The sequence below is a fragment of the Gordonia sp. YC-XJ4 genome (assembly GCF_059511865.1).
Map to the genome: position 1 here is coordinate 2,674,713 of NZ_CM183447.1, position 17,984 is coordinate 2,692,696.

The window sequence follows — 17,984 nt, forward strand, 5'->3', positions numbered from 1 at the left end:
ACGGCATCGGAATCGCCATCGGGAGCGAGCGGACCACCCCGCCGACGGCATGGACCCCGATCGGTTGCGGTATTTCACGCAGCCGGTGGATGGGCGACCCAACACCCGGCATCGCCGCCGCCGCACGGGACCGGCGGGCACCCCGTCGGGATCATGGCCGGCAGTGCCGGCGTCTTCGGATGATCGGGTGGCCCGACCCGGGAATGGTCCCCAGACAACGGCACCCCAGACAACGGCACCCCAGACAGCGGCACCCCAGACAGCGGCACAGGCGCCCGCGCCGCAGTCCGCCGACGAGGCGACCCCATCTGCGCCGCAGCCGACGCTGCGTTCACGCGCCCAGCGGTCCGCCCCCCGCACCGCTCCGATCCCCGCGCCGCGGCAGGCCGAACCACAGCAGGCCGAATCACAGCGGACCGAACCACAGCGCGCGCAGCCGGAGCGCATCGATCCCGACGCATCGTCAGCCCCCGCGACCACGAGCCGGTCGGCGGCCCGTGACCGGTCGGCAGATCGCCGGCGGGAGGCAGGTGTGGCACCGGGCGCGCTGGCCGCCCTGGCCGAACCGACGCTCGCCGTTCCCGAGGCCGACGCCGACCTCGCCGATCGAGACGACACCGGATCCCTTCGCACCGATGATCGCGTCGATCACGACCTGACCGCACCGCACGAACTGGTCGAACCGGCCGACGACACCGTCCTCGCACCCGTATCCGACGACTCCCACCCAGACCTCGATGACCATCCCGAACGTCGTCCGGCGGCGGTCGCCCGTCGGCGCCGACGCCGGATCGGCATGGCCGTGGTGGCCGTCGTGATGCTGGCGCTGGTCGCCGGGGTGGGGTACTGGGGAGCGGACAAGGCCGGGCTCTTCGACTCCCGAAAGGACTACACGAACGCCGCGGGTACCGCTGACGTGCTCGTGCACGTCCCGGCGAACGCGTCGATCAAACAGATCGGCGGCATTCTCGTCGACGACAACGTCGTCGGCAGCGTCCGCGCGTTCGTCGACGCCGCCGATGGAGCCTCGCTGTCCAGCGGCTACTACAAGTTGCGCACCCAGATCCCGGCGGCGGAGGCGGTGAAGTTGATCACCGACTCCGACTCGACCAACCGCGTCGGGCGCATCGTCGTACCTCCCGGCACCCCGCTGGACACCAAGCGCGACACCTCGGGACGCGTCACCCCGGGCATCTTCGCGATGATCGCCGACCAGACCGGCGTCGAGATCAACGGACAACGCCTCGGGGTGACCGAGCAGCAACTGTCCGACGCGGCCGCCAACGCGAGTATCACCGAGCTCGGTGTCCCGAGCTGGGCGCAGGAGTCGGTGACGGCACTCAACGGCGACCATCGCCGGATCGAGGGCCTGATCGCGCCCGGCACGTGGGAGGACATCGATCCGCACGACAACGCCACGCAGATACTCAACACCCTGATCACCAAGAGCGCCGCCATGTACGAGGGCTGGGGTCTGGTGAGCAACAACAAGTCCGGGCTCAGTCCCTATCAGACGTTGGTCGCCGCATCGTTGCTGCAGGGCGAGGTGCAACCCGACGACTACCCGAAGGTGGCGCGGGTCATCCTGAACCGGCTCGCCAAAGGCCAACGGCTGGAATTCGATTCGACCGCCAATTACACCGCCAGCGTCGTCGACCTGAACCTGCACGACGACGCGCTCAAGGCCGACACGCCGTGGAACACCTACGTGCGCAAGGGCCTTCCGCCGACACCGATCGGTGCGGTGGAAGAGCCGTCGGTCGAGGCGATGGAGCAGCCCGCCGACGGCGACTGGCTGTACTTCGTGACCGTCGACTCCAAGGGGACGACACTGTTCACCGACGACTTCGATCAGCATCGGCGCAACATCGCCACCGCATGCCAGAACAAATTCATCACGTGCCGGTGACCGGTCCGCTCGACGAGGCCGGCTCGGTGCTGGCGCGTCCGCCGCTGTGCGCCCCGGTGGGCGGGCGCACCGCCCGCCGAGCCACGGTGCTCGGCTCCCCGGTGTCGCATTCGAGATCGCCGGATCTGCACCTGGCCGCCTACCGTGCGCTGGGGTTGGAGGACTGGACCTACACGCGGCGTGAGTGCACCGCAGCGGATCTTCCGGGGGTCGTCGCCGCGGCGCCGGCCGAGCAGATCGGTTTCTCGGTCACGATGCCGAACAAACTCGCCGCGCTCGCCGTCGCCGACGAGCGCACCGAACGTGCGGTCCTGGTGGGTTCGGCAAACACACTGGTGCGGACCGTGACCGGTTGGCGAGCGGACTGCACCGACATCGACGGCATGACCGGTGCACTCGAACACCTCGGTGTCGCGGCAAACGTCGTCGGCGGCGACCTTCCCGATTCCGCGGTGCTCGTCGGGGCCGGCGGTACCGCGTTACCGTCCGTCGCGGCGCTCGCCGCGGTCGGGATCGGCGAACTCACCGTCGTCGCCCGCAGCGCGCAGCGCGCCGCCGACGTGCTCACTCTGGCGCGCGATCTCGGGATGTCGGTGCAGGTGGCCGATTTCGCGAGCACCGACGACCTGAGCCGGCGCTGCCGTGACGCCGCGGTCGCCGTCTCCACGGTCCCGGCGTCGGCGACCACACCGGTGATCGACGCCGTCTCGGGCTCCGCGCGTCTGGTCGACGTCATCTACGACCCGTGGCCCACCCCGCTGGCCACCGCGGTTCGGGCTGCGGGTGGTCGGGTGGCCGGTGGACTGGTGATGCTGCTGAACCAGGCGTTCAGCCAGGTCGAGCAATTCACTGGCCTGCCGGCACCGCGCACGGTGATGGCCGAGGTGTTCGCCGGAGCCGACGCGGCCTCCTGACGCACTCACAGAGACGGGACGGTCCACAGCCCGACGCCGGCGGGCCGTCCGGCGCCCGAGCCCACCGACGCCACCGACCACACTGGCGGCATGGTTGCGACGGCGCTGGTGGTGATGATCTGGCTCGCGGTGGTCGCCGAGAGCGACCGGCGCACCGCGCGCATCCCGAATCGATTGCTGTGGCCGGGCGTGCTCGCGGTGGTCGTCGGCGGGCTGACGGCCCCGCACGTGCTGATCGCGGCCCTGGCCGGGGCCGTTCCGTACCTGCTCGCCTTCACCCGCCGATGGTGCGGGGGAGCCGACGTCAAACTCGGATTCGTCCTCGGTGGCCTCCTCGCGCACCCGGTCGCGGCACTGCTGATGGTTGCGCTCGCCCAGGTGGGAGTCCTGATCGGACATCGGCGTGGCGGCCCGGTGCGACGCCCGCACGGCCCCACGCTGATCCTTGCCGCGGTCCTCGTCCTGGCGATCGGTTGAGGCTCGTGCGCCGGTCGTCGGCGCCGGCGGCCGGGCCTGGTCAGGGCTGTTCGCGGGCCGCGTGGCCCGCATGGAACAATGGATTCTTGTGTTGCGCTGGATAACAGCCGGAGAGTCGCATGGCCCGGCACTCGTGGCGATCGTCGAGGGTATGGTCGCCGGAGTTGAGATCACCTCGTCGGATATCGCCGAACAGTTGGCCCGTCGCCGTCTCGGATACGGACGAGGGGCCCGGATGAAGTTCGAGGCAGACAAGGTGACGGTGATCGGCGGTCTGCGCCACGGACTCTCGATGGGCGGTCCGATCGCGGTCGAGATCGGCAACACCGAGTGGCCCAAATGGGAGACGGTGATGTCGGCCGATCCGGTCGATGCCGCCGAACTCGACGGCAGCGCGCGCAATGCGCCCCTCACCCGTCCGCGTCCCGGGCATGCCGACTACTCGGGGATGCTCAAGTACGGCTTCGACGATGCGCGCCCGGTGCTCGAGCGGGCCAGCGCCCGCGAAACCGCCGCGCGGGTCGCCGCGGGCACCGTCGCCCGCAACTTCCTGCGGCAGGTGCTCGGCGTTGACGTCGTCTCGCACGTGATCTCCATCGGGGCGAGCGAGCCCTACGACGGCCCGCCGCCCCGGATCGCCGACCTCGAGGCGATCGACGCAAGCCCGGTCCGTGCCTTCGACTCCGACGCCGAGGCGGCGATGATCGCCGAGATCGAGGCGGCCAAGAAGGACGGCGACACCCTCGGTGGCGTGGTGGAGGTCGTCGCGACGAATGTGCCGGTCGGGCTCGGCTCGCACGTGAGTGGTGAGACCCGCCTCGACGCCCGACTCGCCGGTGCACTCATGGGGATCCAGGCGATCAAGGGTGTCGAGGTCGGTGACGGTTTCGCGACCGCGCGTCGCCGTGGCAGCGCCGCCCACGACGAGATGGTCCCCGGGCCCGACGGCGTGCTGCGGTCGACCAACCGGGCCGGTGGCCTCGAGGGCGGCATGACCAACGGCGAGGACGTGCGGGTGCGGGTGGCGATGAAGCCGATCTCGACGGTGCCGCGCGCCCTGTCGACCATCGACATGAGCACCGGCGATCAGGCCAGCGCCATCCATCAACGATCGGACGTGTGCGCGGTGCCCGCGGCGGGTGTGGTCGCCGAGGCCATGGTCGCGCTGGTACTCGCCCAGGCGGCGCTGGAGAAGTTCGGCGGCGATTCGGCCACCGAAACCGGTGAGAACCTGCGCGGCTACCTCAAGCACGTCGAGTCCCGGCCCCCGCGTTCATGACCGGCGCATCACTGCCGGTGACCGGCGGTCCCGATCGTCCGGTCGCCGTGCTCGTCGGGTTCATGGGTGCCGGAAAGTCCACAGTCGGACGGATACTCGCCGACAAGCTCGGCATCGACTTCGTCGACACCGACGCCGAGATCGTGACCCGCACCGGCCAGACCATCCCGGAGATCTTCACCGGTGCCGGGCCCACCCGGTTCCGCCAGATCGAATGCGACGTCGTCACCGACGTCCTGGAGAACCACCGCGGGGTGGTGGCCCTCGGCGGGGGTGCGGTGACCACCGAAGCGGTCCGTGACGCGCTCGACGGACACCGTGTCGTCCACCTGAAAATCGGTGCCGAGGACGGCTTCTCGCGCGTCTCGGGGTCCGATCGACCGCTGCTGGCCGACGGCGATCCGGCCGCCCGCTACCGTGAACTGCTGACCGACCGCGCCGAGATCTACAGCGGCGTCGCGACCATCGAGGTCGACGCGGCCGACGGCGACGCGCAGGATGTCGCCGACGTCATCATCGCCGCGATCGCCCGCGAACTCGTACCCGAGAGGACCACATGAGCGACCCGACGACCACCGAGCCGGTACGGATCCGCGTCAATGCCGGATCGCCGTATGACGTGATCATCGGTCGCGGTCTGCTCGGTGAGCTCGCCGATGCTGCCGCCGGCGCCGATCGGATCGCGATTCTTTATCAGCCGACGCTCGCCCAGACCGCGGAGCAGATCCGGGAATACCTGTCCGGCAAGGGATTCGACGCACATCGTGTCGAGATCCCGGACGCCGAGGCCGGCAAGGATCTCGCGGTGGCCGCATTCTGCTGGGACGTGTGCGGCCGGATCGGGCTCAAACGCAACGACAAGATCATCTCGTTGGGCGGCGGCGCCGCGACCGACCTGGCCGGATTCGTGGCCGCCACCTGGATGCGGGGGATCGGGGTCATCCACGTTCCCACCACCCTGCTGGCGATGGTCGACGCCGCGGTCGGCGGCAAGACCGGCATCAACACCGATGCCGGCAAGAACCTGGTGGGCGCATTCCACGAGCCCGACGCGGTACTCATCGACATCGCGACCCTCGAGACGGTACCGCGCAATGAGGTGATCGCCGGGCTGGCGGAGGTCATCAAGACCGGATTCATCGCCGACCCGACGATCCTCGACATCATCGAGGCCGACCCGGCCGCGGCCACCGACCCGACCGCCGACGTCCTCCCCGAGCTCATCCGACGATCGGTGCAGGTCAAGGCCGATGTGGTGTCCGCCGACCTCAAGGAGTCGTCGCTGCGGGAGATCCTGAACTACGGTCACACGCTCGGTCACGCCATCGAGCGTCGCGAACGCTACCGCTGGCGCCACGGCGCTGCGGTGTCGGTGGGGCTGGTCTTCGCCGCCGAACTCGCGCGGCTGGCCGGTCGGCTCGACGACGCGACCGCCGATCGGCACGCGGCGATCCTCTCCCTCGTCGGATTGCCGACGACCTACGACGCCGATGCCCTCGGCGATCTGCTCACCACGATGGCGGGCGACAAGAAGAACCGCTCCGGGGTCATGCGTTTCGTGGTCCTCGACGGACTCGCCAAACCCGGACGCCTCGAGGGCCCCGACCCTTCGCTGGTCGCCGCCGCATACTCGGCGGTTGCCGCGGAAGCGGCGCCGGGCGGGGCGACCCTGCTCTGAGTGGTTCGGTGGTCAGACCCGCTCGATCTGCTCGGTTGGTTGCGCGTCGGGGTGCACCGACCAGTCGTCGTCGTGGGAGTTCTTGCGCTGGTCGCGGCGCATCAGCCAGCGACCCACCGCCGCGCCGACGAACGCGGGGACAAAGATCAGCAGCGCGGTGAACGAGCCACCGGCGATCAGTTCGACCCACAAGCTGGCCTGGCCGATCCCGGCGAAGACGAAGCTGCCCAGGATCCAGGAGATGAGGCCCGCGACGACACCTGCGAAGACGCCGGCCTTGAGCCAGCGGACGGTCAGGTCCTCGTAATCGTCGGGATCGGGGTTGGCCCGCGCGTCGGCGATGCCGTCGATGCCGCCCCAGAGCAGGGACACCAGCACGACCACGGCGACCGCGATCGTCTTCCACACCGTGGAATGCAGGGGAGCGTGGATGATGGCCAGTCCGAGTACCACTCGGGCCGCGACGTGTACCGCGGTCATGACGACTCCGCGCAGCAACCAGGAGGAGAACATGCCGAACACGTTACTAGAGGGTCAGCACATCCAGTGCTCTTGGCCACACTTTGCATCATGTCGTAGGTCCTGTCCCGGAATGCGTCGGGCTAGCGTGAACCGATGACCCCCACACATGACCACGCCGGTCGTCGTGATCGGCTGCGCGACCTGATCGTCAGTGGTGACCACGCCGTCGATGCCTTCCTGGTCGGTGATCTCACCAACGTGCGCTACCTGACCGGGTTCACCGGCTCCAACGGTGCGGTGTTGATCTCGGCCTCGGGTCCGGCGGGTGACCGGATCTGCACCGACGGCCGTTATCAGACCCAGGTCGGTGAGCAAGCCGGCGACCTCGAGGCCGTCCTCGCCCGCGACTGCCCACCGGCACTGCTGCGCGTCGCCGCCGACGCCGGGGCGCGCCGGGTCGGTTTCGAGGCCGACGCCCTCACGGTCGCCGCGCACCGGGCCCTCGGTGCGGACGCACCCGACGGTGTCGAACTCGTCGGCCGGACGGGCCTGGTCCAGGGCCTACGGGAAATCAAGGATGCCGGGGAGATCGCACTGCTGCGGCAGGCCTGCCGGATCGGCGACGAGGCACTCGCGGCACTCATCGACGGCGGGGGATTACGGGCGGGTGCCACCGAACGAGAGGTCGCTCGCGCCCTGGAATGGGAGATGTACCGGCACGGCGCCGACGCGGTGGCCTTCGAGACGATCGTCGCCGCCGGCGCCCATTCGGCGATCCCACACCATCGCCCCACCCACGAGGTGCTCGCCGACGGCGACTTCGTCAAGATCGACTTCGGTGCGGTGTTCGGCGGTTACCACTCGGACATGACCCGGACCTTCGTGCTCGGTCGCGCCGCACCGTGGCAGCGTGAGATCTACGAGCTCGTCGCCACCGCACAGTCCGCCGGGCGGGCGGCGCTGCACCCGGGTGCCGACCTGCGCGGGGTGGACGCCGCGGCCCGGACGGTGATCGCCGACGCCGGTCACGCGGAGAACTACGTGCACGGTCTCGGACACGGAGTCGGCCTCGAGATCCACGAAGCGCCCGGAATCGGCAAGCTCGCAACGGGTACACTGCCTTGCGGCGCAGCGGTGACCGTGGAACCCGGGGTCTACCTCCCGGGCCGAGGTGGAGTCAGGATCGAGGACACCCTCGTCGTCACCGACGGCGATCCGGAGCTGCTGACCGCCAGCGACAAGACATTCACCGTCATCTGACGGTTCTCGACGTCAAGAAGGAAGAGACGACACATATGGCGACCACCGCCGATTTCAAGAACGGCCTCGTGCTGCGCATGGATGACCAGCTCTGGCAGATCCTGGAGTTCCAGCACGTCAAGCCCGGCAAGGGTCCGGCCTTCGTGCGCACCAAGATCAAGAACATCCTGTCCGGCAAGACCGTTGACAAGACCTTCAACGCCGGGGTCAAGGTGGAGACCGCGACCGTCGACCGTCGCGACATGACCTACCTCTACAACGACGGCACCGACTACGTCTTCATGGACGCCCAGGACTACGAGCAGTACTCGCTGGCACCGGCCACCGTCGGCGACGGCGCCCGGTTCCTGTTGGAGAACATGACCGTGCAGGTTTCGCTCAACGACGGCACCCCGCTCTTCGTCGAACTGCCGGTCACCGTCGAGCTCGAGGTCACCCACACCGATCCGGGCCTGCAGGGCGACCGCTCCACCGGCGGCACCAAGCCCGCCACCCTGGAGACGGGTGCCGAGATCGCGGTTCCGCTGTTCATCAACACCGGCGACAAACTGAAGGTCGACTCGCGCGACGGCAGTTACCTCGGCCGCGTCAACAACTAGCGAGATCCCCACACGTGAAGCAGCCCGGAACCCGACACAAGGCGCGCCGCCGCGCCATCGACCTGCTGTTCGAGGCGGAGGCCAAGGACGTCAGCCCGGCCGAACTCGTCGCCGAACGGCGGGAGCTGGTGCAAACCGACGAGAGTGTCGGACAGATCCATCCCTACACCGCGCGGGTGGTCGACGGTCTGGTCGCCGACGAGGCGCAGATCGACGCGGTCATCTCCTCGCACCTGAAGGGCTGGACCCTGCAGCGACTACCCGCTGTGGATCGGGCGATCCTGCGCCTGGCCACCTGGGAGTTGTTCAACGCCACCGACGTCGATCCGATCGTCGTGGTCGACGAGGCGGTCGAACTCGCCAAGGAACTGTCCACCGACGACTCGCCCGCCTTCGTCAACGGGGTGCTGCAGACGATCGCCGACCTCGCCCCGCAGGTGCGGGCCGCGCAGGCGGCGGGTTCGGACCGCGACAACCACTGAGCTCGAGTCCACCGGGGCCGGCGCGGCTCGAGTCCGGTTCGGCGTACACGATGCCGGCGTGTAGTCTTGGCCGCGACAGACATCCTTTAACGATCCGTCCCGTGAGGCGGAGAAGGAGGTCGGCGTGGTCACGCCCACCGACGGTGCACCCTCAGGTAGACGAGTTCTCCTCGACGCCGGCGACGTCTCGCGGACCATTGCCCGCGTCGCACACCAGGTGATCGAGAAGAACGCTCTCGACGCCCCCGACGCACCCCGCGTCATCATCATCGGGATTCCCACTCGCGGAACCACTCTCGCCGACCGCTTGGCCGCCAAGATCGGCGAATTCGCCGGACGCGACATCCCCGTCGGCTATCTCGACATCACCCTGTATCGCGACGATCTGCGCGACAAACCCCACCGCCCTCTCGAGCGCACGATGGTGCCGCCCGGCGGCGTCGACCACGCGATCGTGATCCTCGTCGACGACGTCCTCTACTCCGGTCGTACGGTGCGGGCCGCCCTCGACGCCCTGCGCGACCTCGGCCGCCCCGACGCGGTGCAACTCGCCGTCCTCATCGATCGCGGCCATCGCGAATTGCCTTTGCGCGCAGACTATGTCGGCAAGAACATCCCGACCTCGCGTGACGAGAGCGTGGCCGTGCACCTCGTCGAGCACGACGGGCTCGACGAGGTCGTGCTGAGCGCGGCCGGGTCGGGGGATCGCTGATGCGACACCTGCTGTCCACCGAGGACCTGTCGGCGGCCGAGGCCACCGAGTTGCTCGACGAGGCCGAACGCTTCGAGCAGGCACTGACCGGACGTGAGGTCCGCAAGCTGCCGACGCTGCGCGGGCGCACCGTCATGACGGTGTTCTACGAGAACTCCACCCGCACCCGGGTGTCCTTCGAGACCGCAGGGAAATGGATGAGCGCCGACGTGATCAACGTCTCGGCCTCGAGTTCCTCGGTCGGCAAGGGTGAGTCGCTACGAGACACCGCGATGACCCTGCGCGCCATCGGCGCCGACGCGCTGATCGTTCGGCATCCGGCTTCGGGTGCGGCACAACAGATCGCGCAATGGACCGAGGGGCAGGACGGCATCGGTCCGTCGGTGATCAACGCCGGCGACGGCATGCACGAACACCCCACGCAGGCGCTGCTCGACGCCCTCACGCTGCGTCAACGACTCGGCTCGCTGCAGGGTCGCCGCGTCGCGATCGTCGGCGACGTCCTGCACTCCCGGGTGGCCCGCTCCAACGCTCATCTGCTCTCGACCCTCGGCGCGGAGGTGGTGCTGGTGGCGCCACCGACACTGCTGCCGGTGGGCGTCGACACCTGGCCGGTGACCGTGTCGAGCGACCTCGACGCCGAACTCCCGGCCGTGGACGCGGTGATGATGCTGCGCGTACAGGCCGAACGCATGAACGGCGGTTTCTTCCCCAGTGCACGCGAATACTCGGTGCGCTACGGGCTCTCCGAGCGGCGGCTGGGATTACTCGGTGACGACGCGGTGATCCTGCACCCGGGACCGATGTTGCGTGGCATGGAGATCGGTTTCTCGGTCGCCGACGCACCCGCGGCGACCGTCCTGGAACAGGTACGCAACGGAGTCCATGTGCGGATGGCGGTGTTGTTCCGCCTGCTCGTCGGGACCGAACAGTCAGGAGTATCGCAGTGAGCGCCCCGAGGAACATCGGAACTGTTGTCCTGCAACAGGTTCGGCCGTACGGCGAGGACCCGGTCGACGTGGTCGTCGTCGACGGGGTGATCACCGGGATCGGGACGTCGGTGACGGTGCCCGAGGGAGCCGAGCGCATCGACGGGGCCGGTGCCGTGCTCCTGCCGGGCCTCGTCGACCTGCACACCCATCTGCGCGAGCCGGGCCGGGAGGACACCGAGACCATCCGCACCGGCTCGCGGGCCGCGGCGCTCGGTGGGTACACGGCGGTGTTCGCGATGGCCAACACCGATCCGGTCGCCGACAACTCGACGATCACCGACAACGTATGGCGGATCGGCCGCGACGTGGGTCTGGTCGACGTCCACCCGGTCGGTGCGGTCACCGTCGGCCTCGGCGGTCAGCAACTCGCCGAGATGGGCATGATGGCGGCCGGCGTCGCGGGTGTCCGCATGTTCAGCGACGACGGGAAGTGCGTCCACGATCCGCTGATCATGCGGCGCGCCCTCGAATATGCCACCGGCCTCGGCGTACTGATCGCCCAGCATGCCGAGGAGCCGCGACTGACCAAGGGTGCCGTCGCCCACGAGGGTGCGAACGCGGCACGGCTGGGTTTGACCGGGTGGCCGCGCGCCGCCGAGGAATCGATCGTGGTGCGCGATGCGCTGCTGGCCCGCGATGCCGGGGCGCGAGTGCACATCTGCCACGCCTCCACCGAGGGCACCGTCGAGTTGGTGCGCTGGGCCAAGGAACAGGGCATCGCCATCACCGCCGAGGTCACCCCGCATCACCTGCTGCTCACCGACGAACGCCTGGCCACCTACGACGCGGTCAACAAGGTGAACCCGCCGCTGCGGGAGGCCCGCGACACCGCAGCGCTGGTGCAGGCACTGGCCGACGGCATCGTCGACTGCGTGGCCACCGATCACGCGCCACACGCCGCGCAGGACAAGTGCTGCGAATTCGCCCTGGCCAAGCCCGGCATGCTCGGGCTCGAGACGGCGTTGCCGATCATCGTGGCGACCATGGTCGAACCCGGATTGCTGGACTGGCGCGGGGTCGCCCGGGTGATGAGCGAACGGCCCGCGCAGATCGTCGGACTCACCGATCAGGGTCGTCCCATCGCCGTCGGCGAACCGGCCAACCTGACCCTGGTCGACCCGGACTCGCCCTGGGTCGTGCGGGGAGAAGAGCTGGCCAGTCTGTCGTCGAACACGCCGTACGAGGAGATGACGATGCCCGCGCGGGTGATCGCCACGCTGCTGCGGGGGGTCGTCACCGCCCGGGACGGGCAGGCGAGCGCATGAGTGAGATCTTCCTCGACCTGATCATCGTGATCGTCGTGCTGGCCGCGTGGCTGGCGCTGGTGGCCCTGTTGCTGCGGGGCTGGCGCAATCGAGGTCGACGCCAGGCCGAGGCGATCGGCGAGATCCCGGCATTCCCCGACGATCCGGGTATCGCGCTCCTCGGCCCGGATTCCGGACTGTACCTCGGTGCCACCCTCGCACCGAGCTGGCAGAACCGGGTCGCCGTCGGCGATTTCGGTGATCGCGCCGCCGCCGACCTCTCGGCGTTCACCGACGGCATCGGCATCGAGCGCGCCGGGGCGTCGACGATCTGGATACCGCGGTCGTCGATCACCGCGGTCCGTACCGAGAACGGCCATGCCGGGAAGGTGATGGGCCGCGGCGGCGTGCTGGTGATCCGCTGGACACTGCCGTCGGGAACCGAGATCGACTCGGGCTTCCGCGCCGACGACAAGGCCGTCTACCCGCCCTGGATCGCCGAATTCACCGCGACACCGGCCGATTCCGAGACCCCGGCCCACGTTGAGACCCCGGCCCACGTTGAGACCCCGGCCCACGTTGAGACACTGACCGATAGCGAACAGGGGAAAGATCAATGACCGCAGCGGTTCTGGTGCTCGAGAACGGCCAGGTGTTCTCCGGGCAGCCCTACGGAGCCACCGGCGAGACACTCGGTGAGGCCGTGTTCTGCACCGCGATGACCGGATATCAGGAGACCCTGACCGACCCCAGCTATCACCGCCAGATCGTGGTGGCCACCGCACCGCAGATCGGCAACACCGGATGGAACACCGAGGACGGCGAATCGACCGGCAGCGCCGGCAGCGACGGCATTGACGGTGACTCCGGCAAGATCTGGGTGGCCGGTTACGCGATCCGCAATCCCACACGGCGCGTGTCGAATTGGCGAGCCACGACGAGCCTCGACGAGGAACTGACCCGTCAGGGCGTGGTCGGTATCGCCGGCATCGACACCCGCACGGTGGTGCGCATCCTGCGTGACCACGGATCGATGCGTGCCGGGGTGTTCTCCGGTCCGGCGCTCGCCTCGACCGAGGAGATGCTCGAGCGGGTACGCAGCCAGCCGTCGATGAAGGGCGCCGACCTCGCCGGCGAGGTGTCCACCGACCGGGGCTATCTCGTCGAGCCCGCGCAGCAGGCGCGACTGACCGTCGCCGCCATCGATCTGGGTATCAAGACCAACACCCCTCGGATGTTCGCCCAGCGCGGCGTGGCGGTGCATGTGCTGCCCTCCGACACGTCCTTCGCGGCCATCCGCGAACTGCGACCCGACGGGGTGTTCCTGTCCAACGGACCCGGCGACCCGGCGACCGCCGATGCCGCCGTCGCGCTGACCCGCGAGGTCCTCGGAGCGGATCTGCCACTGTTCGGGATCTGCTTCGGCAACCAGATCCTCGGGCGGGCGCTGGGCCGCTCCACCTACAAGATGACCTTCGGACACCGCGGGATCAACATCCCGGTCATCGACCACGCCACCGGCACGGTGTCGATCACGTCGCAGAATCACGGGTTCGCTCTCGAGGGCGAGGCCGGCGAGGAGTTCGACACCGACTTCGGACGGGCCCGCGTCAGCCACACCTGCGCCAACGACGGAACCGTCGAGGGTGTCGAATTGCTCTCGGGCCGTGCGTTTTCGGTGCAGTACCACCCGGAGGCCGCGGCCGGACCCCATGACGCCGCCTACCTTTTCGACAAATTCGTCACCCTGCTCGAGGGTGACCGCGCCAACGGAACGAGGGCCTGATGCCGCGCCGCACCGACCTGTCACACGTCCTGGTGATCGGTTCCGGACCGATCGTCATCGGTCAGGCCTGCGAGTTCGACTACTCCGGCACCCAGGCGTGCCGCGTCCTCAAGGCCGAGGGCCTACGCGTGAGCCTGGTGAACTCCAACCCGGCCACGATCATGACCGACCCGGAGTTCGCCGACGCCACCTACATCGAGCCGATCACCGCCGAATACGTCGAGAAGGTCATCGAGGCCGAACGCGACGCCGGGCACCCCATCGACGCCGTGCTGGCCACCCTCGGCGGTCAGACAGCGCTGAACACGGCTGTGGCACTGCATGATCGGGGTTCGCTGGAGAAGTACGGCATCGAGTTGATCGGCGCCGACTTCGATGCCATCCAGCGTGGTGAGGACCGGCAGATGTTCAAGGATATCGTCGCCAAGGTCGGCGGCGAGAGCGCCCGCTCCGCCGTCTGCCACACCATGGCGGAGGTTCGCGAGACCGTCGCCGAACTCGGCTATCCGGTGGTGGTGCGACCCTCGTTCACCATGGGCGGCCTCGGGTCGGGTATGGCCTACGACGAGAACGACCTCGAGCGCATCGCCGGCGGTGGACTCGCCGCGTCGCCGACGGCGAATGTGCTCATCGAGGAGTCGATCCTCGGGTGGAAGGAATACGAGCTCGAGCTGATGCGCGACAACCGCGACAACGTGGTCGTCATCTGCTCCATCGAGAACGTCGACCCGGTCGGGGTGCACACCGGCGACTCGGTGACCGTGGCCCCGGCGATGACACTCACCGACCGCGAATACCAGAAGATGCGCGACCTCTCGATCGCCATCCTGCGCGAGGTCGGCGTCGACACCGGCGGCTGCAACATCCAGTTCGCGCAGGACCCCGCCGACGGCCGTCTCGTCGTCATCGAAATGAATCCGCGTGTCTCGCGCTCCTCGGCATTGGCCTCCAAGGCAACGGGATTCCCGATCGCCAAGATCGCCGCGAAGCTCGCGATCGGGTACAGCCTCGACGAGATCACCAACGACATCACCAAGGAGACGCCGGCCTGCTTCGAGCCGACGCTCGACTACGTCGTGGTCAAGGCGCCGCGGTTCGCGTTCGAGAAGTTCCCCGGCGCCGACGACACACTGACCACCACCATGAAGTCGGTGGGCGAGGCGATGAGTCTGGGCCGGTCGTTCGCCGAGGCGCTGGGCAAGGTGATGCGGTCGCTGGAGAACAAGGCGGCCGGGTTCTGGACCGAACCCAACCGGCCCGACCCGTCGACGGTGGATCTCGAGGCACTGCTCGACGAGTTGCGCACCCCCAAGGACGGCCGGCTCTACGGCATCATGCTGGCCTTCGATGCCGGCGCCACCGTCGAGCAGTTGTACGAGGCCACCGCGATCGACCCGTGGTTCCTCGCCGAGATCGGCGGGATCGCGGCGCTCGGCGCCGAGATCCGCGACGCCGGGCAACTCACGGCGGAGTTGCTGCGCGAGGCGAAGTCGACCGGCTTCTCCGATCGCCAGATCGCGGCGCTGCGTTCCGATTTCGCCGATGAGGACGCGGTCCGCGCCTTCCGGCACGCCTCGGGTGTCCGCCCGGTCTACAAGACCGTCGACACGTGCGCGGCCGAGTTCGAGGCCAAGACGCCGTACCACTATTCGACCTATGAACTCGATCCGGCGGCGACCAGCGAGATCGCGCCGCAGCCCGATCGGCCCAAGGTCCTGATCCTCGGTTCGGGACCCAACCGCATCGGGCAGGGCATCGAGTTCGACTACTCGTGCGTGCATGCCGCGCTCACGCTCAGCGAGGCCGGCTACGAGACGGTCATGGTCAACTGCAACCCGGAGACCGTCTCGACCGACTACGACACCGCCGATCGCCTGTACTTCGAGCCGCTGACCTTCGAGGACGTCCTCGAGGTGTTCCACGCCGAGTCGGAGTCGGGGACCGTCGCCGGCGTCATCGTCCAGCTGGGCGGGCAGACCCCGCTGGGGTTGGCCGACCGGCTCGAATCCGCGGGTGTCCCCATCGTCGGCACGAGCCCCGCGGCGATCGACCTCGCCGAGGACCGTGGTGAATTCGGCAAGGTGCTGACCGCCGCGGGACTGCCCGCCCCGGCGTTCGGGACGGCCACCAGCTTCGACGAGGCGCGCGAGACCGCCGCCCGGATCGGCTACCCGGTCCTGGTGCGTCCCTCCTACGTGCTCGGCGGGCGCGGTATGGAGATCGTCTACGACGAGTCATCCCTGGCCGACTACATCTCGCGCGCAACCGAATTGACCCCCGATCACCCGGTGCTGGTGGACCGGTTCCTCGAGGACGCGGTGGAGATCGACGTCGACGCGCTGTGCGACGGCACCGAGGTCTACATCGGCGGGATCATGGAGCACATCGAGGAGGCCGGTATCCACTCCGGCGACTCGGCGTGCGCGCTGCCGCCGATCACCCTCGGTCGCGCGGACCTGCAGATGGTGCGAGAGTCGACGGAGGCACTGGCCAAGGGGATCGGGGTGCGCGGACTGCTCAACGTCCAGTATGCGCTCAAGGACGACATCCTCTACGTGCTCGAGGCCAACCCCCGCGCGAGCCGCACGGTGCCGTTCGTCTCCAAGGCCACCGCGGTACCGCTGGCCAAGGCATGCGCCCGCGTCATGTTGGGCACCTCCATCGCCGAGCTGCGCGCTCAGGGCATCCTCGCCGCCGACGGCGACGGTGGCCACGCCCCGGTGCACGCACCGATCGCCGTGAAGGAAGCGGTGTTGCCGTTCAACAGGTTCCGCCGCCACGACGGCACCGGGGTCGACTCGCTGCTCAGTCCGGAGATGAAGTCCACCGGTGAGGTGATGGGCATCGACGCCGATTTCGGGCGGGCCTTCGCCAAGTCGCAGACCGCCGCCTACGGCTCGCTGCCCACCGACGGCGCCGTCTTCGTGTCGGTGGCCAACAAGGACAAGCGGGCGCTGCTGTTCCCGGTCAAACACCTCGCCGACCTCGGATTCACCATCCTGGCCACCGAAGGAACCGCAGAGGTGTTGCGGCGCAACGGTATCGAATCGCAGACGGTGCGCAAGCACTTCGAGGCACAGCCGGGGGAGCCGACCATCCTCGACGCCATCCGCGCCGGTGAGGTCGCGATGGTCATCAACACGCCCTACGGCCAGTCCGGCCCGCGGGTCGACGGCTACGAGATCCGCAGTGCCGCCGTGGCCGCCGGAATCCCGTGTATCACCACGGTGCAGGGTGCCAGCGCGGCGGTGCAGGGCATCGAGGCCGCGCGGGGCAACCAGATGGGTGTCGAGGCGCTGCAGCGGCGCCACGCGGCCCTGGTGAACGAGCCGGGCGGGACCGCGAAGTGACCGGATTCGGTCCCCGCTTCCGCGCCGCCGTCACCGCACGCGGGCGGTTGTGCGCGGGGATCGACCCGCACGTGGATCTTCTCCAATCCTGGGGTCTCGGAGCCGATCCGGCCGGATTGGATCGTTTCGCCGACATCTGTATCGAGGCGTTCGGTTCGGTGGCGGCAGTCGTCAAACCGCAGGTGGCGTTCTTCGAGCCGTTCGGCGCGGCCGGATTGGCGACCCTCGAACGGGTCATCGCCGGATGCCGCGACGCCGGCGCGCTCGTGCTCGCCGACGCCAAGCGTGGTGACATCGGATCGACGATGGCCGCCTATGCCCGCGCGTGGCTCGACGATTCCTCGCCACTGGTCTCCGACGCCGTCACCCTCTCGCCCTACCTCGGATTCGGTTCCCTCGCACCGGCTCTCGACGCGGCACGCCCGGCCGGGCGGGGAGTCTTCGTCCTCGCTCGTACCTCCAACCCGGAGGGCGCATCGGTGCAGTTGGCCGACGCCGACGGGCGATCGGTCGGCCAGCGGATCGTCGATGCGGCAGCCGCGGTGAACACCGACAGCGCGGGCACGGTGGGTGTGGTCGTCGGTGCGACCCGCGCACACGGTCTCGATCTCACCGCACTCGCCGGCCCCATCCTGGCCCCGGGCCTCGGTGCCCAGGGAGCACGCGCCGAGGATCTCGGTCCGGTCTTCGCCGAGGCCGACCTCGACTGGCTGCTGCCGGCGAGTTCACGCGGGGTGCTGCGCGCCGGCCCCGACATCGGCGCGTTGCGCGCGTCGTTCGAGGCCGCGCGTGATGAGGTGGAATCAGCGCTGTCGTAAAGGCCGGCGCCCGAGGAGGCCG

17 protein-coding genes are annotated in these 17,984 nt (G+C 69.0%); 16 read left to right on the forward strand and 1 reads right to left on the reverse strand.

Annotation, left to right across the window (positions count from 1 at the left end):
* Positions 1-532: 532 nt before the first annotated feature.
* The 6 genes from mltG (at position 533) to aroB (ending at position 6,257) form a co-directional block, all read left to right on the forward strand.
* Positions 533-1,909, forward strand: coding sequence for an endolytic transglycosylase MltG (gene mltG / locus AC5ZH6_RS11845; protein ID WP_006370241.1), 1,377 nt, complete (start codon positions 533-535; stop codon positions 1,907-1,909).
* Positions 1,879-2,823 carry a shikimate dehydrogenase gene (locus AC5ZH6_RS11850; protein ID WP_370530200.1) on the forward strand — a complete coding sequence of 315 codons (945 nt, stop codon included), beginning with the start codon at positions 1,879-1,881 and terminating at the stop codon, positions 2,821-2,823. The genes mltG and AC5ZH6_RS11850 overlap by 31 nt, the downstream gene beginning before the upstream one ends.
* 90 nt (positions 2,824-2,913) lie before the next feature.
* Positions 2,914-3,300 (forward strand): A24 family peptidase, encoded by a 387-nt coding sequence (locus AC5ZH6_RS11855; RefSeq protein ID WP_006370243.1) that lies wholly within the window; start codon positions 2,914-2,916, stop codon positions 3,298-3,300.
* Positions 3,301-3,370: 70 nt separating this feature from the next.
* Positions 3,371-4,579, forward strand: a complete 1,209-nt coding sequence (gene aroC / locus AC5ZH6_RS11860; protein WP_035728005.1) for a chorismate synthase — start codon at positions 3,371-3,373, stop codon at positions 4,577-4,579.
* Positions 4,576-5,139, forward strand: a complete 564-nt coding sequence (locus tag AC5ZH6_RS11865; RefSeq protein ID WP_288337965.1) for a shikimate kinase — start codon at positions 4,576-4,578, stop codon at positions 5,137-5,139. Before aroC ends, AC5ZH6_RS11865 begins: the two co-directional genes overlap by 4 nt.
* Complete coding sequence (aroB, locus tag AC5ZH6_RS11870) at positions 5,136-6,257, forward strand: 3-dehydroquinate synthase (protein ID WP_006370246.1); 1,122 nt, start codon at positions 5,136-5,138, stop codon at positions 6,255-6,257. The genes AC5ZH6_RS11865 and aroB overlap by 4 nt, the downstream gene beginning before the upstream one ends.
* Positions 6,258-6,269: 12 nt before the next feature.
* Here the strand turns inward: aroB and AC5ZH6_RS11875 are convergent, their stop codons facing one another.
* Entirely contained in the window at positions 6,270-6,770 is a 501-nt protein-coding gene (locus AC5ZH6_RS11875; RefSeq protein WP_006370248.1) for a B-4DMT family transporter, read from the reverse strand.
* A 102-nt stretch (positions 6,771-6,872) separates the two neighbouring features.
* On the opposite strand from AC5ZH6_RS11875, the gene AC5ZH6_RS11880 reads away from it, so the two are divergent.
* The 10 genes from AC5ZH6_RS11880 to pyrF all read left to right on the forward strand — a co-directional run bounded on the left by AC5ZH6_RS11880 (position 6,873) and on the right by pyrF (position 17,962).
* The gene (locus AC5ZH6_RS11880; RefSeq protein WP_006370249.1) at positions 6,873-7,979 is read left to right on the forward strand and encodes a M24 family metallopeptidase; all 1,107 of its coding nucleotides are present in this window, start codon (positions 6,873-6,875) and stop codon (positions 7,977-7,979) included.
* A 35-nt stretch (positions 7,980-8,014) separates the two neighbouring features.
* Positions 8,015-8,578, forward strand: a complete 564-nt coding sequence (gene efp, locus AC5ZH6_RS11885; protein WP_006370250.1) for an elongation factor P — start codon at positions 8,015-8,017, stop codon at positions 8,576-8,578.
* 14 nt (positions 8,579-8,592) lie between these two features.
* Positions 8,593-9,060, forward strand: coding sequence for a transcription antitermination factor NusB (nusB, locus tag AC5ZH6_RS11890; RefSeq protein ID WP_006370251.1), 468 nt, complete (start codon positions 8,593-8,595; stop codon positions 9,058-9,060).
* A 124-nt stretch (positions 9,061-9,184) separates the two neighbouring features.
* Positions 9,185-9,772 carry a bifunctional pyr operon transcriptional regulator/uracil phosphoribosyltransferase PyrR gene (pyrR, locus tag AC5ZH6_RS11895; protein WP_006370252.1) on the forward strand — a complete coding sequence of 196 codons (588 nt, stop codon included), beginning with the start codon at positions 9,185-9,187 and terminating at the stop codon, positions 9,770-9,772.
* The gene (locus AC5ZH6_RS11900) at positions 9,772-10,722 is read left to right on the forward strand and encodes an aspartate carbamoyltransferase catalytic subunit (protein WP_006370253.1); all 951 of its coding nucleotides are present in this window, start codon (positions 9,772-9,774) and stop codon (positions 10,720-10,722) included. The genes pyrR and AC5ZH6_RS11900 overlap by 1 nt, the downstream gene beginning before the upstream one ends.
* Positions 10,719-12,029: a dihydroorotase gene (locus AC5ZH6_RS11905; protein WP_014359919.1), complete on the forward strand. Its 1,311-nt coding sequence runs from the start codon at positions 10,719-10,721 to the stop codon at positions 12,027-12,029. The genes AC5ZH6_RS11900 and AC5ZH6_RS11905 overlap by 4 nt, the downstream gene beginning before the upstream one ends.
* Positions 12,026-12,628 carry a PH-like domain-containing protein gene (locus AC5ZH6_RS11910; protein WP_496169051.1) on the forward strand — a complete coding sequence of 201 codons (603 nt, stop codon included), beginning with the start codon at positions 12,026-12,028 and terminating at the stop codon, positions 12,626-12,628. The genes AC5ZH6_RS11905 and AC5ZH6_RS11910 overlap by 4 nt, the downstream gene beginning before the upstream one ends.
* A complete protein-coding gene (gene carA, locus AC5ZH6_RS11915) occupies positions 12,625-13,794 on the forward strand; it encodes a glutamine-hydrolyzing carbamoyl-phosphate synthase small subunit (protein ID WP_014359921.1) in 1,170 nt (389 codons plus the stop codon). Before AC5ZH6_RS11910 ends, carA begins: the two co-directional genes overlap by 4 nt.
* Positions 13,794-17,144, forward strand: a complete 3,351-nt coding sequence (gene carB, locus AC5ZH6_RS11920; protein WP_211545024.1) for a carbamoyl-phosphate synthase large subunit — start codon at positions 13,794-13,796, stop codon at positions 17,142-17,144. The genes carA and carB overlap by 1 nt, the downstream gene beginning before the upstream one ends.
* Positions 17,141-17,962 carry an orotidine-5'-phosphate decarboxylase gene (gene pyrF, locus AC5ZH6_RS11925; RefSeq protein WP_211545010.1) on the forward strand — a complete coding sequence of 274 codons (822 nt, stop codon included), beginning with the start codon at positions 17,141-17,143 and terminating at the stop codon, positions 17,960-17,962. The genes carB and pyrF overlap by 4 nt, the downstream gene beginning before the upstream one ends.
* Positions 17,963-17,984 lie beyond the last annotated feature (22 nt).

What these genes read in the sequence shown, in the direction of transcription:
- AC5ZH6_RS11865 (WP_288337965.1), top strand. Translation starts at nt 4,576, where the DNA reads ATGACCGGCGCATCACTGCCGGTGACCGGCGGTCCCGATCGTCCGGTC.
- AC5ZH6_RS11900 (WP_006370253.1), top strand. Translation starts at nt 9,772, where the DNA reads ATGCGACACCTGCTGTCCACCGAGGACCTGTCGGCGGCCGAGGCCACC.
- AC5ZH6_RS11855 (WP_006370243.1), top strand. Translation starts at nt 2,914, where the DNA reads ATGGTTGCGACGGCGCTGGTGGTGATGATCTGGCTCGCGGTGGTCGCC.
- AC5ZH6_RS11910 (WP_496169051.1), top strand. Translation starts at nt 12,026, where the DNA reads ATGAGTGAGATCTTCCTCGACCTGATCATCGTGATCGTCGTGCTGGCC.
- AC5ZH6_RS11875 (WP_006370248.1), bottom strand. Translation starts at nt 6,770, where the DNA reads ATGTTCTCCTCCTGGTTGCTGCGCGGAGTCGTCATGACCGCGGTACAC.
- AC5ZH6_RS11880 (WP_006370249.1), top strand. Translation starts at nt 6,873, where the DNA reads ATGACCCCCACACATGACCACGCCGGTCGTCGTGATCGGCTGCGCGAC.
- aroB (WP_006370246.1), top strand. Translation starts at nt 5,136, where the DNA reads ATGAGCGACCCGACGACCACCGAGCCGGTACGGATCCGCGTCAATGCC.
- carA (WP_014359921.1), top strand. Translation starts at nt 12,625, where the DNA reads ATGACCGCAGCGGTTCTGGTGCTCGAGAACGGCCAGGTGTTCTCCGGG.
- AC5ZH6_RS11850 (WP_370530200.1), top strand. Translation starts at nt 1,879, where the DNA reads ATGCCAGAACAAATTCATCACGTGCCGGTGACCGGTCCGCTCGACGAG.
- carB (WP_211545024.1), top strand. Translation starts at nt 13,794, where the DNA reads ATGCCGCGCCGCACCGACCTGTCACACGTCCTGGTGATCGGTTCCGGA.
- aroC (WP_035728005.1), top strand. Translation starts at nt 3,371, where the DNA reads ATGGAACAATGGATTCTTGTGTTGCGCTGGATAACAGCCGGAGAGTCG.
- efp (WP_006370250.1), top strand. Translation starts at nt 8,015, where the DNA reads ATGGCGACCACCGCCGATTTCAAGAACGGCCTCGTGCTGCGCATGGAT.